The organism is Blastococcus sp. LR1 (genome assembly GCF_020166105.1).
GTDB lineage: Bacteria > Actinomycetota > Actinomycetes > Mycobacteriales > Geodermatophilaceae > Blastococcus.
The window spans coordinates 178,540-194,035 of record NZ_JAIUJY010000006.1 but is presented as its reverse complement, the minus strand read 5'-3'; the positions used below and the strand labels follow the sequence as shown (position 1 = coordinate 194,035).

Annotated in this window: 10 protein-coding genes; 4 read left to right on the top strand and 6 right to left on the bottom strand. The window is 72.8% G+C overall.

Translation table 11 applies throughout. The features are described from left to right. Nucleotides 1-27: 27 nt before the first annotated feature. Nucleotides 28-5,919, top strand: coding sequence for a DUF4011 domain-containing protein (locus LBW97_RS17765; protein WP_224500691.1), 5,892 nt, complete (start codon nt 28-30; stop codon nt 5,917-5,919). Nucleotides 5,920-6,029: 110 nt separating this feature from the next. Continuing rightward, the gene (locus LBW97_RS17760; RefSeq protein WP_224500690.1) at nt 6,030-6,362 is read left to right on the top strand and encodes a hypothetical protein; all 333 of its coding nucleotides are present in this window, start codon (nt 6,030-6,032) and stop codon (nt 6,360-6,362) included. Nucleotides 6,363-8,023: 1,661 nt separating this feature from the next. Here the strand turns inward: LBW97_RS17760 and LBW97_RS17755 are convergent. After that, nucleotides 8,024-10,213 carry a SpoIIE family protein phosphatase gene (locus LBW97_RS17755; protein WP_224500689.1) on the bottom strand — a complete coding sequence of 730 codons (2,190 nt, stop codon included), beginning with the start codon at nt 10,211-10,213 and terminating at the stop codon, nt 8,024-8,026. Nucleotides 10,214-10,222: 9 nt separating this feature from the next. Further along, nucleotides 10,223-10,588 (bottom strand): STAS domain-containing protein, encoded by a 366-nt coding sequence (locus LBW97_RS17750; protein ID WP_224500688.1) that lies wholly within the window; start codon nt 10,586-10,588, stop codon nt 10,223-10,225. Between the two features lie 71 nt (nt 10,589-10,659). On the opposite strand from LBW97_RS17750, the gene LBW97_RS17745 reads away from it, so the two are divergent. Continuing rightward, the gene (locus LBW97_RS17745) at nt 10,660-11,094 is read left to right on the top strand and encodes an ATP-binding protein (RefSeq protein WP_224500687.1); all 435 of its coding nucleotides are present in this window, start codon (nt 10,660-10,662) and stop codon (nt 11,092-11,094) included. Between the two features lie 42 nt (nt 11,095-11,136). Next, nucleotides 11,137-12,387 (top strand): threonine ammonia-lyase IlvA, encoded by a 1,251-nt coding sequence (ilvA, locus tag LBW97_RS17740; protein WP_224500686.1) that lies wholly within the window; start codon nt 11,137-11,139, stop codon nt 12,385-12,387. Here the strand turns inward: ilvA and LBW97_RS17735 are convergent. From LBW97_RS17735 to LBW97_RS17720, 4 genes are all read right to left on the bottom strand, one after another. Beyond that, entirely contained in the window at nt 12,369-13,025 is a 657-nt protein-coding gene (locus LBW97_RS17735) for a nuclease-related domain-containing protein (RefSeq protein WP_224500685.1), read from the bottom strand. The genes ilvA and LBW97_RS17735 overlap by 19 nt on opposite strands. Before the next feature lie 70 nt (nt 13,026-13,095). Beyond that, nucleotides 13,096-14,046: a D-2-hydroxyacid dehydrogenase family protein gene (locus LBW97_RS17730; RefSeq protein ID WP_224500684.1), complete on the bottom strand. Its 951-nt coding sequence runs from the start codon at nt 14,044-14,046 to the stop codon at nt 13,096-13,098. Between the two features lie 9 nt (nt 14,047-14,055). Beyond that, a complete protein-coding gene (locus tag LBW97_RS17725; protein ID WP_224500683.1) occupies nt 14,056-15,102 on the bottom strand; it encodes a DUF3048 domain-containing protein in 1,047 nt (348 codons plus the stop codon). Nucleotides 15,103-15,275: 173 nt separating this feature from the next. Then, a complete protein-coding gene (locus LBW97_RS17720) occupies nt 15,276-15,422 on the bottom strand; it encodes a hypothetical protein (protein WP_224500682.1) in 147 nt (48 codons plus the stop codon). Nucleotides 15,423-15,496 lie beyond the last annotated feature (74 nt).

Here is a 15,496-nt window from a genome sequence, read left to right as displayed (position 1 = left end):
GTCCGTGCGACCCGGTAGACAGGTGACATGGAGAGCACTGCCGACATCCAGCGCGGCGACGTCGTCGCGCCGGCGGCGACGGTCTCCATCGAACTCACCGCCACGCCCGTGCTCAGCTACGCGCTGGCCCACAACCGCCTCCCCGTCGTCTCCCGGCTGGCTCTGACCTCCGAGGCGACGCTGCGCGGGGTCACCCTCCGGCTGTCGGTCCGCGACGCCGAGGGCGCGATCGCGCAGACCGTCGAGCTCCTGGCCGACGTCGACGCCGGCCGCACCACGGTGCTCACCGACATCGGCCTGGTCATGGACCCGGCCGCGATGCTGCACGCCGAGGAGCAGCGCCCCGGCGTCGTCGACGTCGAGGCCTGGCTGGACGAGACGCTGATCGGCGAGGCGACCACCCCGGTGCAGGTGCTCGCCGCCAACCAGTGGCTGGCCACTCCCCTGCCCCTGGCGCTGGAGATGCTGGCCGCCCACGTCATGCCCAACCACCCGGCCGTCACCGGACTGGTGGCCGCGGCGTCGGAGCTGCTGGAGGAAACCACCGGCAGCGGCGCGATGGTCGGCTACTCGGCGACCGCAGAGCGGGTGGACGAGGTCGTCCTGGCCCTCGCCCGGGCCCTGCAGCGCCGCGGCGTCCGCCACTCCGAGCCCCCCGCCAGCTGGTCCGACCTCGGCCAGCAGGTGCGCTCCCCCGGCGACGTCCTCACCTGGCGGGTGGGCACTCCGCTCGACACCGTCGTCCTGCTGGCGGCCGCCTGCGAGCAGGCCGGCATCCGGCCGCTGCTGTGGCTCGCGGACGGGCACGCGTTCCTCGGCTACTGGCGGGAGGAGCGCAGCTCGGAGAGCGCCGCCACGACCGACGCGTCGTCGCTGGTGAACCTCGTCGACCTCGGGCTGATCGGCCTGGTCGAGACCACGCTCCTGACCGGCACGGGCGAGCCGGTCGCCGACCTGCACACCCCCGCCTACGAGCGCTGGCTCACCGGCGAGCTCGACCGGATCGTCGGCGTCGCCGACGTCCACCGTGCCCGTCGCGACGGCATCGTGCCGCTGCCGGCCCGCGCCCGGACCCCCGAGGGCGTCCTGCAGGTGGTCGAGTACCGGCCGGCCGAGCACAGCGTGGCCGCCTTCCCCGTGGGCGCCACCGCGCAGGCCGGGACCCGCCCCGAGGCGCCGGCGCGGGTGCAGCAGTGGAAGAACGCCCTGCTCGACCTCAGCCTGCGCAACCGGCTGATCAACTACAGCGAGCGCTCCGGACTGCACCTGACGCTGCCCGCGACCGCGCTGCCGATCCTCGACAACCTCGTCCAGGACGGCACGCCGCTCACCCTGCTCCCCGGCGACCAGCTGGCCGCCGTCCAGCAGGAGCGCGGGCTCACCTCCGCCGCCGAACTCCCCACGGAGCAGCTGACCGACCTGCTCGTGGAGCGGCGCGAGGTGCACGCCGACGTCACCACGGGCGGCTATCTCCCGCGCCTGCGCAACCTCGCCTACCGGGCGAAGACCGTGCAGGAGGAGACCGGCGCCAACAACCTGTACCTGGCACTGGGCTCGTTGGTGTGGGAGCTCGACGGCCGGCCGCTGCGCTCGCCGCTGGTCCTGGTCCCGGTCGTGCTCACCGCGGTCGGCCGCACCGGCTCCTACCGGCTGGCGCTGGACGAGTCGGGCTCAAGCACTCCGAACTACTGCCTGCTGGAGAAGCTCCGCCAGGTGCACGGGCTCACCGTGCCGTCGCTGGCGGAGTCGGCCGAGGGTGCGCTGGACGTGGAGGGCGCGCTGGAGGCGATGCGCGTCGGGCTGGTCGGCCACGGCCTGCCCTACCGGGTCGAGGCGACGGCGGACCTGGCGATCCTGCAGTTCGCCAAGTTCCGGCTGTGGAAGGACCTCGACGAGCACTGGGCCGACTTCGCCTCGAACCCGCTGGTGCACCACCTCGTGCACGAGCCGACCGAGCCCTTCGTCGACCCCGCGCGGAGCTCCGCCGCCTCCGTCGACCTCGACTCGCTGGCCGCCGACCTGCCGGTGTCCGCCGACGCCTCCCAGCTCCGGGCGATCGCGGAGGCGGGCGCCGGGCGCACCTTCGTGCTCGAGGGACCGCCCGGCACCGGCAAGTCCCAGACCATCACCAACCTGCTGACCCGCGCGATCGCCGACGGGAAGCGGGTGCTGTTCGTCGCCGAGAAGCGCGCGGCGCTCGACGTCGTCGCCCGGCGGTTGGACGCGGTCGGCATGGGCATGTTCGCCCTGGACCTGCACGACAAGGGCAGCCGCGCCTCCATGGTGCGCGCCCAGATCCGGCTCGCGATGGAGCACGCCGTCGCCGTCGACGACCAGGGTCTGGCCGCGGAGTCCGAGACCCTGCGGTCGGCCCGGCGGCAGCTGGCCCGGTACGCCGACCGGCTGCACGACGAGAACGCCGTCGGCCTGTCCCTGTACTCGGCGCGCACCGCCGAGCTCGCCGCCGGGACCGACGTGGCGCCGCTGCCGATGCCGCTGCCGTTCGTGGCCAACGCTCCGGCCGAGGTGCTGACGGCGGTGCGGCGGGCGCTGGCGCTGCTGCCCGACATCGCCGACCTCACCCGCCCCTCGCCACGGCACCCGTGGGCGTTCGTCGACTCCCCCGAGATCGACCTCCCCGCGGCGCGCGAGGCCACCAATGCGGTCGACGCCGCACTGCGCGAGGTCGCGGCTCTCGCCGAGCTCGGCGGCGTCATGCGGCGCGCCCGCACGCCGTCGGACCTCGACGCCCTGGCGCACCTGTTGTCCGGCCCGCCGGTCGGACTCGACGTCCTCGACGAGACCTTCAGCCGGCGCTGGACCACCGCGACCGGCGCCATCATCGGCGAGGTCGCGGCGTTCACCGCCTTCCGCCACCCGGGCCTCGACGTCGCGACCCCCGAGGCCCTCGCCCTGCCGCTGGGCGACATCTACGTCCGGGCCCAGACCGCGGCGGCCTCGGGCTGGTGGGGCCGGCGCAAGCGGCTGATCGCCGTGCGTGACGAGATCGCCTCCTGCCTGCGTCCGGGCGCGAAGGTGCGGCCGAAGGACGTGCCGCTGCTGGTCGAGAACCTCTGGCGGGTGCAGACGGCGGTCCAGGGCATCGCCGCCCGGGTCGACTCGGTGCCCGGCCTCTCGGTGCCCGAGGGCTGGAACCCCTTCACCGACCCCGCACTGCTGGAGCGCGAGGTCACCTGGCTGCGTCGCGCGGGCACCGCCGTCGACGGCCGGTCGGCCTTCCACGTGGCGCTGCGGAAGCTGATCGTCGCGGGCACGCCGGCCGCGCCCGAGGCGGCGACCGCGGTGGGCCGGCTGCGCGACGCCGTCGTCACCCTGCTGGAGCTGTGCGGGAGCACGGCGGACCAGCTCGCGGCCTGGGCCGGGGACGACGGCTTCGCGCTGCGCTGGTCGATGACCCGGCCGGAGCGGGGCGCCGAAGGCACCGTGCTGATGTCGCTGCGCCGGTGGGTCTCCTTCCTCGACACCCTCGAGCCGCTGCGCTACGCGGGCCTGTTCGACGCCCGCCGGCTGCTGGTCACCGGTGAGATCGCCGCCGACGACGCCGTGCGCGCGCTCGACCGCGGGCTGGCGATCGCGTCGGTCGCCGAGCGGCTGGACGCCACCGGGCTCGACACCTTCGACGCCGAGGCGCACGGCGCGGCGATCGACCGCTTCACCGCCGCGTCGCACGCCGTGCGCGAGCACCTGATGGCGGCTCTCCCGGCCTCGGTGCTCACCTCGCGCCCCTTCGACGCGACCATCGGGACCGGCCAGGTCGGCGCCCTGCAGCGTGAGCTGGCCAAGCAGCGTCGCGGGCTGGGCGTGCGGCAGCTGCTCGCCCGGTACGGCGAGCTGATCACAGCGGTCATGCCGTGCGTGCTGGTCTCGCCGGACTCCGTGGCCCGCTTCTTCCCCGCTGCCGCCGGCCAGTTCGACCTGGTCGTCTTCGACGAGGCGTCGCAGATCCGGGTGGCCGACGCCGTGGGCGCGCTCGGCCGGGCGAAGGCCGCGGTCGTCGTCGGTGACTCCAAGCAGATGCCCCCGACGTCGTTCCTCGAGCCGACGACGTCGACCGCGGACGAGGCGGTCGAGGTCGAGACCGCCGTCGAGGACGAGGAGTCGATCCTCAGCGAGTGCGTGCAGGCGCGGGTGCCGCGGCACTGGCTGTCGTGGCACTACCGCAGCCAGGACGAGTCGCTGATCGCGTTCTCCAACGCCCAGTACTACGGGAACCGGCTGTCGTCCTTCCCGGCGCCGACGCACGGGCGGGCCTCCGCGGAGCCCGACGGCCGCGGCGTCTCGCTGGTCCGGGTGCCGGGCACGTTCCACCGGTCCGGCGCGGGGCGGCTGCTGCGCACCAACCCGATCGAGGCGAAGGCGATCGTCGCCGAGATCCGCCGCCGGTTCGACGCGCATCCCAAGTGGGAGGGCCTCACGACCGTGCCCTCGATCGGCGTGGTCACCTTCAACGCCCAGCAGCGCTCCTACATCGAGGCGCTGCTGCGCGACGCCGACGACGACCGGCTGGCCGCAGCGCTCGACCGCTCCGACGGCGAGGGCCTGTTCGTCAAGAACCTGGAGAACGTGCAGGGCGACGAGCGCGACGTCATCTTCTTCTCCACCGGCTTCTCCCCCGACGCCTCGGGCAACCTGCCGCTGAACTTCGGCCCGCTGAACCGGGTGGGCGGCGAGCGGCGGCTGAACGTCGCGATCACCCGCGCCCGCCGCCAGGTCGTCGTCTTCTCCTCCTTCGACCCCGACCAGCTGCGCGCCGAGGAGACCTCCTCGGTCGGCATCAAGCACCTGCGGGCCTACCTCGACATGGCCGAGCAGGGCACCGACGTGCTGCCCCGGTCGGCCCGCTCGGCCGCCGTCGTCGACCGGCACCGCGAGCAGATCGCCGCCGCCCTGCGCGAGCGCGGTCTGGTCGTGCGCACCGACGTGGGCCTCTCGGAGTTCCGGGTCGACCTCTCGGTCTCCCGGCCCGCCGACCCGGAGACGCCGCTGATGGCGGTGCTGCTGGACGGTCCCGCGTGGGCCCGCCGCGGCACGGTGGGCGACCGGGACGCCGTGCCCGTGGAGGTGCTCGGCGGAATGCTCCGCTGGCCCGTGGTCGAGCGGGTCTGGCTGCCGACGTGGCTCGCCGACCCGTCCCCGGTGATCGACCGGCTGGCCGCCGCCGTGGACGCCGCTCCGGCGCCGTCCCGTCCGGTCGCCGCCCCGCTGCAGCTGCCCACGGCCGCGGTCGAGTCGTTCAAGGGCGTCGCAGCGCTGCGCTCGGCGGTGACGGCGTCGGTGGCGGTGCCCTCCACCCCGTCGCGTCCGGCGCCGAAGCCGGCCGCCCCGCGGAAGCCGGCCGGACCGGTGGCGCTGGAGGGCGAGACGCCGTTCGTGCCGTGGATCCCGAAGACCGCGGGCGAGAAGAGCGTGCTGGACGAGCTGCCCGCGTCGAAGCCCGCCCGCGCCGTCCGCCGGGTGCTGCAGGCCGGGATCAAGGCCGAGGGGCCGATCCACGTCGACCGGCTGGCGAAGCTCACCGTCGGCGCGTTCGGGCTGAACCGGGTCACCGAGGCCCGCAAGCAGACGCTGCTCTCGCTGCTGCCACCGTCTGCCGTGGACGGCGACCTGCTGTGGCCCGAGGGCGTCGACCGCGACACCTGGACCGGCTTCCGGCGGCAGGTCTCCAGCACCGACCGGCCGATCGAGCACGTGGCGCCGGAGGAGATCGCGAACGCCATGGTCGCGCTGTGCCGGGCCGCCGCGGGGATGCGCCGCGACGAGCTGCTGACGGCGACCGCCGCGGTCTTCGGCTACAAGCGCCGCGCCCCCTCGGTGACTCCGGTGCTGGAGAAGGCGCTGGGCAGCGCGCTGGACAGCGGCCAGCTCAGCGAGCAGGGTTCGGGACTGCTGACGGTCTGACGCCTCCGCGGTGAGCGCCCTCACCCCGCGGCCTCGCCGCCCGGCTTCATTCCGGCCGGTCGGTATCCGTAAGTTTCAGGAAACGACTACCTCGACTCGGGAGCGACACCATGCGTATCAGCTGCCGAAGCACGCTGCCGGCCACCGAGCTGGAGATCACGACGGCGGTCCAGCAGCTGCTCGACCGCCGCGGCTCGATGGCGCACGCGCCGGTGAGCCTCACCATCCCGGACAACGTCGCCGTGGGCATCGCGGGCTACTTCGTGAGCCCCACCGACTCCGGGCAGCTCATGGACCGCTTCTTCCGCGGCGGTGACGTCGACAGCACCGAGATGCTCGAGGCCATCCGCTTCGAGCAGGGCTACGCCTCCCCCGAGGGGCACGCGGCGCTGTACTGCCTGTCCGGCTGGGTCGCTGCCCAGGTCCACAAGCTGGGCGGCTGACCCTCAGGTCCGCGCGATCCCGAGCAGCGTGACGTCGTCGGTGCTCGGCGGGTTGAGGGCGCCGAGCACCACTGGCCGACACACGCCGTGCACCGTACCGATCGCGGAGGGCACCCACCTTGGCCCTCGGGGCGCATGGGAGTCAGGTAGGCGAAGCGCACTTGCTATCGCTGCAACACGCCAGGCCTGTATGTGCCAGACGTGATCTTCCGACAGTACGTTGGCGCAGTGAGCGGACGCAGGGATGCACTACGCCAGCTGCAAAGTCGCCTGCCCAATAGCGCGCAGCAGGTTCCTCACCCCGACCACCCATTCCTGCTGGACGGACCCGATCTTCTAGCCCTGCACCAAGGCCATCTGACGGCATATTTCTTGGCCACGGGGAAGGACCGTTGGGGCGTAGGGCGACACCACCCGGCCCGCTACCTTCTATCGAGACTGGCACTGCCCGCGGGAACGTCACTCGCAGTCGTCGTCGACCACCAGGCGGCGCACTTCGCACCTATTGAGGGCACGGCGGGGCTGATCGACCATATCGACCCACTCGGCCAGCGGGGGGCTAACCAGCTTCCATCGGGTCCGAGCGCGGAACGGGCGGTCAGCGCGGACCTGGTCGAGGGACTGCGGCCAGCGCATTACTCCCGCTTCTCGCAAGGCTGGACACCGGGGATCAAGGCCAAGGCCCCACTCAAAGGCGACAACCGAGCGTCCCGCCGGACGACGGCCGAACTGAACTCAAGGGACCGAAAACCGGTGCGATCCAAGCCGTTCCTTAGCCAGTCTAGCTTGGGATTGGTATTAGACCTTCCCTCCGAATTGTCGCGAGCAACATGGCTTCGCCATATCGAAACCGCCATCCGCGACGCGACGGAACTAGATTACGGGTTAGAAAAGCCCGAAGAGGGCCTCGAGAGGTCTGCCGAAGCCATCCTTGACGGGCCATTTAGGCTCGCTTTCCACCGAAACTTCGCTTCGCTCAGGACAGAGCCGTCCCGAACATTCGATCCATACAAACCATTCCGAGCGGCCGCCTTCGCGGGATTTTTTCCGGAGCTGCTGAACGAGGAAACTGATGCCCTACCGTCGTAGAGTGGACACGCTCCGAGTGATTGTGGGAGCACACCAGACTCTGTCGGCCTCAAGCCTCCTGACCGACATATACGGCGAGTTCAACCGAATTGTGAGCGCTGGACGGCTGTCCAACGACAACGGATGGCTCCTCGCCCTACTCCACACCACCCGCGCACTCGATACATCTCTAAGCGAGCTGATCAGACTCCGGAGATGGGCTCAGTCAGGTAATAGTCTAGGAGCCTACTTGACCACGCTCAAGCAGCACGGGGTGCTCTCAGATGCTCAGCGGTCGGCGTATCAAGCCCAGATCGTGGATCGACGAAACACTTACATGCATCGCGCCGGCGCGATGCCAAGTCGATCAGAGGCCAATCACGTGCTCTCAGAGATGCAGGCGTGCCTAAGCATCATTCTCGGACGGACATAGCCTCCTCGAGTAGAAGCGTGAAGCGCGAAGCGCGTCCTCAACCGCAGCCCTGTAGCCCGCACTTAGCAATACGTCCTGAACCACGGTCCGCCGCGACGAGAGCGCACCTATCGCCCCCGTGCCCCAGCGCTCGTGGCCCGTGCCCTAGCGCTCGTGGCCCTCAGGTCCGCGCGATCCCGAGCAGCGTGACGTCGTCGGTGCTCGGGGGGTTGAGGGCGCCGAGCACGGCGTCCAGGAGCTGCTCGGGAGCGGTCGGCCCGGTGCCGACGGCCTCCCGCAGCGCGTCGAGACCGGCCGCGAGCCCCGCGGCCGCCCGCTCCACCAGTCCGTCGCTGAACAGCAGCAGCCGGTCGTCCCCGGCCAGTGTCAGCCGGGTCTCGGTATAGGACGGCGCGTCCAGGATTCCGAGCGCGGGACCGCGGCCGTCCATCACGTACTCGGCACCAACGGAGCCGGCGTGCAGCACGGGCAGGTGCCCGGCGCTGGCGAGAACGACCTCGCCGCTGTCCGGGTCGAGCTCGGCCACGACGACGGTCGCCATCTCCCCCGGTAGCAGCGCGCCGATGACCTCGTTGAGCCCGTCCAGGGCGGCGGCGGGGCCGGCGGCGCGGAGCAGGTGCGCGCGCAGGGCGTGCCGCAGCTGGGCGGTGACCGCTGCGGCGGCCAGGCCGTGCCCGGCGACGTCGCCGAGCACGATGGAGAGCCGGCCGCTGGGCAGCGGCACCAGGTCGTACCAGTCCCCGCCGACGACGTCGTCCGCGCTCGCCCGGTAGCGGGCGGCGAGCGCGACGCCGGGCACCTTCGGCAGCTCCTCGAGCAGCAGCGTGCGCTGCAGGGCGCCGGCCAGCCGGTTGTCCTCGGAGGCGCGGTTGAGCGTCGCGGCGGCGAGGTGGCCGGCCAGCGTCCGTGCGGCGGCGACCTCGTGCTCGTGCCACGGCCGCGAGGTCTCCCGCACCGTCTCGCTCCACGCGTCGAACGAGCGCCGTGGGCTCAGCCGGGGGCCGTCGTCGGTCTGCGCCGTCTTCGACTGGTACGGGTTGCCGCCCCAGGTGACCTCGCGCAGCGTCTCCGGCCGGAACCAGGCGAGGAAGTCCTCGCCGCCGACGGGGACGACGAGCACGCCGCTGGCGCTCTCCGCGAGGTCGGCGGCGTCGGGGACCAGGGTTGAGGCGGCGTCGGTGGCGTCGATGCCGGCGTCCAGCAGCGCGCGGACCAGCGGCAGCACCCGCTCGGCCGGCGGGGTGGTGCCGAGCAGCCGCAGCTGGCCGTCGAGCCGGACGGCGGCACCGCCGGCGGGCAGCAGGTCGAGGACCGTCACGTCCTCCTCGGTCAGGGCGGTCGCCAGCGCCCGGGGGGTGCGGCCCACGGCGGCGGTCAGCTCCGCGGTGCGCCGGGCCACCTCGACCAGGCCGTCGGTCTCACCCGACGCCGCCAGGGTGGGCAGCAGCAGCGAGGCGGTGCGGCCGAGGAACTCCGCGGCCTGGCGGTCGGGATAGGAGGGCCGGTGCGGGCCGGCGTAGTGGTGGCAGGAGATGAGGCCCCACAGCTTGCCGCGGTCGATCAGGGAGACCGACATCGACGAGACGACGCCCATGTTGGCCAGGTACTCCAGGTGCACCGGCGAGACACTGCGCAGGATCGAGCCCGAGAGCTCCAGCGGCCGGCCGGTGAGCGGGTTGATGGGCGGGTCGAGCGGCACCCGCTGGTAGCCGGCGTCCGGGATGATCCGCATCCAGTTGCTCGTGTAGAGGGCGCGGGCCTGGGCGGGGATGTCGCTGGCCGGGTAGTGCAGTCCGAGGAACGGCTCCAGGTCCTCGCGGCGGTCCTCGGCGATGACCTCGCCGTTCCAGGCGTCGTCGAAGCGGTAGATCATCACGCGGTCGAAGCCGGTGAGGGTGCGGACGTCGCGGGCCAGCACCTCGCTGAGCTCCTCGAGGGTGGCGCTGGCCGACAGCCGCTGCAGGACGGTGGGCAGCCGGCGGTGCCACGCCGCACCGGCCTGCTCGGCGCCCGCCACCAGCTCCCACTCGGTGATCAGGAGCCCGTCGACGCGGTGCAGGACGAGGTCCACCTCGGCGCCGGCCACGGTGACCCGCAGCGGGTTGACCTCGGCGAGGTCGCCGGCGAGCGCCTCGCGCAGCCGGGCAGCGTCGTCGGCGGTGAGGTAGTCGTCGAGGGTGCCGCCGGACCGGCCGAGCACCGCTCCGGCGTTGGCCGAGGAGACGACGACGGCGAGGTCGGGCTCGGTCGCCGCCAGGAGCACGCCGTGCGGCTGGACGGCCCCGGGAATCGCGATCGGCTCGTCGGCGCAGCGGAGCAGGGCGTCCTCGTCGACGCGGGGGGCGGTCACGCCGCGACGTTACGTGCCGGCGTCCTTGTGGGCGACGGACGAGCCGATCTCCGAGGCGGCGGCGACCAGGGGCACCGCGGTGCCCAGGTCGAGCAGGTCGATGGGCAGGCGGACCGGCCGGTTGGTGCGGGGCACCAGGACGTGCAGCGGCACGCCGGCCGCGCGGGCGTCCCGGGCGATCACCATGAGGGTGCGCGCACCGGAGGAGTCGAGGAACTTCGTGGGGCTCAGGTCGATGACGAAGCCCTCCGGGGAGGACTGCATCAGGGCCGCAGCGGCGTCTGCCAGCTGTGGGGCTGTGGCCAGGTCGAGCTCACCCCGTACCGTGAGGGCCGCACGTCCGGCGACCGTCGAACGTCCGACGTCGAACAGCACCGTTCCGCCTCCCTCCCTCGTCCAACCGGTGAGAGAAGGGTAGGCCACGCGGATCCGAGGAGGTGAGCCGCGTGAACCTCGAGTTCAGCGTCCGGTTGCCGACAGACGCCCAGAGCGTGCCCCTCATGCGGGGTCTGCTGCGGCAGGCTCTCGAGCACCTCGGAGTGGCCGAGACCGGGATCGAGGAGCTCGTGCTGGCGCTCACCGAGGCGTGCGCGAACGTGGTCGACCACGCCGGCGAGCAGGAGGAGTACCAGGTCGACGTCGCGATCAGCGACGACCTGTGCCGGATCAGCGTGTTGGACGAGGGACAGGGCTTCGAGTTCGACCCGGCGTCGCTCACCTCCGACCGGGCGCCCCTGTCGGACCGCGGTCGCGGCCTGATCCTGATGCAGGCGCTGGTCGACCGGCTGCAGTTCGTGCAGGCCGAGGACGGGCGCCACCGGGTGACGCTGGAGAAGCGCCTCTCTCCGCAGCCGCACCTGCGGTTGCTGAACTCCGACTGACCCGCGTCTCCGGGCGACGGGGCCGTCGTCGACGATGAGCACGTGACCGAGACCTTCGACGCCGAGGTCCACGCGGCGGTGGACCGGCTGGCCGGCGTCGCCGAGCGGACGCCGCTCCAGCGCAACGCCCGACTGTCGGCGTCCACCGGCGCCGACGTGTGGGTGAAGCGCGAGGACCTGCAGGTCGGCCGCTCGTACAAGATCCGTGGCGCCTACAACACGATCAGCCGGCTGGGCCCGGCCGAGCGCGCCGCCGGCGTGGTGTGCGCCAGCGCCGGCAACCACGGGCAGGGCGTGGCCTACGCCTGCCGTGCGCTGCAGGTGCACGGGCACGTGTTCGTGCCGGGGACGACGCCGCGGCAGAAGCGCGAGCGGATCGCGGCGCTCGGCGGCGACATGGTGCAGCTGGTGGTCGTCGGCGACTCCTACGACGAGGCGGCCTCCGCGGCGGCGGCACATGCGGCCGGCACCGGCGCGACGCTGGTGCCGGCGTTCGACGCGCTCTCCACGGTGGCCGGGCAGGCGACCGTGGCGGTGGAGATCCTCGAGCAGCTGGGGTCCGTGCCCGACGTCGTCGTCCTGCCGGTGGGCGGTGGCGGGCTGCTGGCCGGCTGCGCGACCTGGCTGCGGGCGCACTCCCCCGGCACGCGCCTCGTGGGCGTGGAGCCGGCCGGCGCGGCCAGCATGGCCGCGGCCCTGGCGGCCGGGGAGCCGGTGGACCTGCCGGAGATCGACACCTTCGTCGACGGCGCCGCCGTCCGGCGGGTGGGCGCGGTCACCCATCCCCTGGTGCGCGACTCGGGTGCAGAGCTGCTGGCCGTGCCCGAGGGGCAGATCTGCACCGAGATGCTCGACCTGTACCAGGCCGACGGCGTGATCGCGGAGCCCGCGGGTGCCCTGGCGACCGCGGCGCTGAGCGGCGGGATCGTGAGCGTCGAGCCCGGCCAGACAGTGGTGTGCCTGCTGTCCGGCGGCAACAACGACGTCAGCCGGTACGCGGAGGTCGTGGAGCGCTCGCTGGTGCACCGCGGGCTCAAGCACTACTTCCTGGTGGAGTTCCCGCAGGAGCCCGGGGCGCTGCGCCGGTTCCTCGACGAGGTGCTCGGCCCGGACGACGACATCGTGCTGTTCGAGTACATCAAGCGGGACAACCGGGAGACCGGAGCGGCGCTGACCGGCATCGAGCTCGGCTCCGCCGACGGGCTGCCGGAGCTGATGGAGCGGATCGAGGCGAGCCCACTCAAGATTCAGCTCGTCGCGCCCGGGTCGACCGCCTACCGCTTCCTGGTCTGAGGCGCCCAGGTCGACGCCAGACGCGCCTGCGCGTGGACGGCCTCGACGGCGGTGTCGTCGAGGACCTCCGGCAGTCGCCGGAGCCACCGGACCAGGGCACGCCGGTCCATGACCTGCACGTCGGCCGGCCGCTCGCGGATGTCGATCCGGTCCACCCGCACCGGGACGACGACGCCGGTGGCCGGAACGTCGAAGCCGCACGCCGCGGTGAGGAGTCGGGACGCCCGCTCCGCCTCGTGGCGGCAGTTGCGGACGTAGGGCTGCCGCGCGCCGTTGACCATCAGCGTGTTCCCGGCGACCCAGATCCGGGCGCCCGGGTGGTGCTTGGCGTTGAGCGTGAAGACGCCACCGGGACCGATGACGACGTGGTCGATATCCGACCCGCGGTCACCGACGGGCACGGAGTGCAGCACCCGCCACCGAGGGGCCTTGCGGACGAGCCGGGCCAGCGACCGGGCGACGAGCTCCTCGCCGTCGGCGCCGATCCGCCAGGCTCGTTCCTCGTTGTGCACGCCCACGAGCCGGGCGAGCACCGACCGGACCGGCGCAGCCTCGCGCGCGAGCATGGCCTGCCGACGGGCCTGCTCCCCCGGGCGGTTCATGGCGAGGTCCGCAGCCGGCACCGGAATCGTCGTCACTCAGTGAGAGTGGGGGATGTCAGAGTGTCAACCTAGTGCTGCCCCTCCATCGGGCGAGGAGCCATGCGGTCTACGCGATCACCCGGATCGGGTTGCCGCTGGCCCAGGCGGCGACGTCCTCGACCGCCTCGCCGTAGAAGACCTCGTAGGTGCCGCGGGTGACGTAGCCCAGGTGCGGGGTGAGCACGGTGTTCGGCGCCGTCCGCAGCGGGGAGTCCGCCGGCAGCGGCTCCTCGTCGTAGACGTCGAGGCCGGCCCCCGCGATCCGGCCCTCGGTCAGGGCGTCGAGCAGGGCCTGCTGCTGCACGATCGGTCCGCGGCTGGTGTTGACCAGGACGGCGGTGTGCTTCATCAGCGCGAGGTCGTCAGGCCCGATCAGCCCCCGGGTCCGCTTGGACAGCAGCAGGTGCACGGTGACGACGTCGGAGCTCGCGAACAGCTCGTCGCGCTCGACCCGGCGCACTCCCACCTCGGCGGCGCGCTCGTCGGTGAGGTTCTGGCTCCAGGCGACGACGTCCATCCCGAACGCCTGCCCGACCGTCGCCACCCGGCTGCCGAGCCGCCCCAACCCGATGACGCCGAGCCGTGCGCCGGCCAGGTCACCGCCGATCGTCTGCTGCCAGCCGCCGGCCCGCATGCCGACGTCCTCGCGCGGGATGTGCCGGACCGCGGCGAGGATCAGCCCCCAGGTCAGCTCGGCGGTGGCCGCGGCGCTGGCGGCGGTGCCGCAGACGGTGATGCCGTGCTCGGCGGCCGCCTCCACGTCGATCGACTTGTTCCGCATGCCGGTCGTGACCAGCAGCCTCAGGTCCGGCAGCCGCTCCAGCAGGCCACGCCGGAACTCGGTGCGCTCGCGCATCGCGACGACGACGTCGAACCCCTGGAGCGCGGCGGCGACGGCGTCCTCACCGCCCAGGTGTTCGTGGAACTCGACGACCTCGACGTCGCCCGGCACCTGCGACCAGTCGCAGAAGTCGGAGGCGACGGACTGGTAGTCGTCCAGGACGGCGATGCGGGTCATGCCCTGGTCCTACCCGACGGTGACCGATCCCGTGCGGTTGGGGACCAGCTCGACCCAGGTGTTGCCGGGCGCGAGCAGGATCGGCGTGCCGTGGCTGTCGATGAGGACGACCGGGGCGCTGTCGGACGCCTTGGACCACGTGGCCAGCAGGGTGCGTCCGCCGGTGGCGACGAGCGCCTCGCCGGTGCCGACCATGTCGGTCTCGGGCACGGGGTTGCCGGCCGGGTCGGTGTACCGGGTGTTCACGATGTCGACCCGCAGCACGACGACGTTGGTCGCCTTCAGCTGCTGGCCGTCGGCCTGCAGCGCCGGCGCCGAGCCCTCGGTGCGCAGCCACGCCTGCTGCGCCGGGTTCCAGGCCCAGGTCGGGCTGCTCATGCCGGAGAGCTTCAGCTTGAGGAGGGTGGCCGGGGTGCCGGTGCCCAGCGCGCTCGGCTGGTCGGCGGAACTGGCCATGCGGAACTGCGGAATCGGGTCCGCGGTGTGCGAGGGGTCGGCCTGGGCGACGAAGTCCGCCGGATCGGCGTAGACGTTGTGCGGGGCGGAGCGGCCGTCGAACCGGTAGAAGCCACCGGCGCCGCCGTCGTGGCTCACCACCTGGAGGCCGGCGGCGGAGACCGCCGAGACGAAGGGTTGCTGACCACCCGAGAACGCGAACAGGCCGCGCAGCGGCGCGGCGATGGCGGCGTCCATGGGGCGGACCGAGCGGATCGGGCCGATCTCCCGCGGCAGCTCGGAGTGGTAGACGGCGACGAACCGGGTGATGCCGCCCTCGACGACCTCTTCCCACACCATGTCCGCGGCGTTCAGTCCGGACTGCGGGCGCGACTCGGGCGAGTTCTCGATCTTCACCGCCAACGCCGGGCGCTCGACCGGGTCGGTGGTCTCCACGCCGGTCAGCGGCCACGGGAAGGTCGGCGGCGGGGGCGGCGGTGCAGGCGTCGTCGTCGGGGCCGCGGCCTCGGTCGCCTTGGGGGCACACGCGGTCGACAGCGCGAGACCGGCGGCGATGGTCACGGCAGCGGCGGCGCGGAGGGTCCGGCGGGGTCGGTGCACGGGCGGGCTCCTGCGTCGGCTGGCCTGGGTCCGCCCGGCGAGCGGCCTCGGGCGACGCACAGACGTCACCGCAGGGGTCATCGGCTGTCCGGAGCCCGAGCGTGACCTCGCCCTACGACAGCAGCGCCCCTCCCGGATGCCGGGAGGGGCGCTGCTGGACTGTCAGCTGAAGATCAGCGACGGCCGGTGTTGCCGCCGCGGCTCTTCTGGAAGTCCGCGATGGCCTTCTTGATCTTCGCCTGGTTCTGCGGCTTGCGGGCCTCCTGGACCACCTTCGCCGCGATCCCCGACACGAGCATCTTCCTGAGCATCCCTGCCATGGTGTTCCTCCTTCGATCGTCGGCCTCTCTCCTGCCCCGACGATCGGGAAGTCAATCGCGTGTCCGCAGGCGAC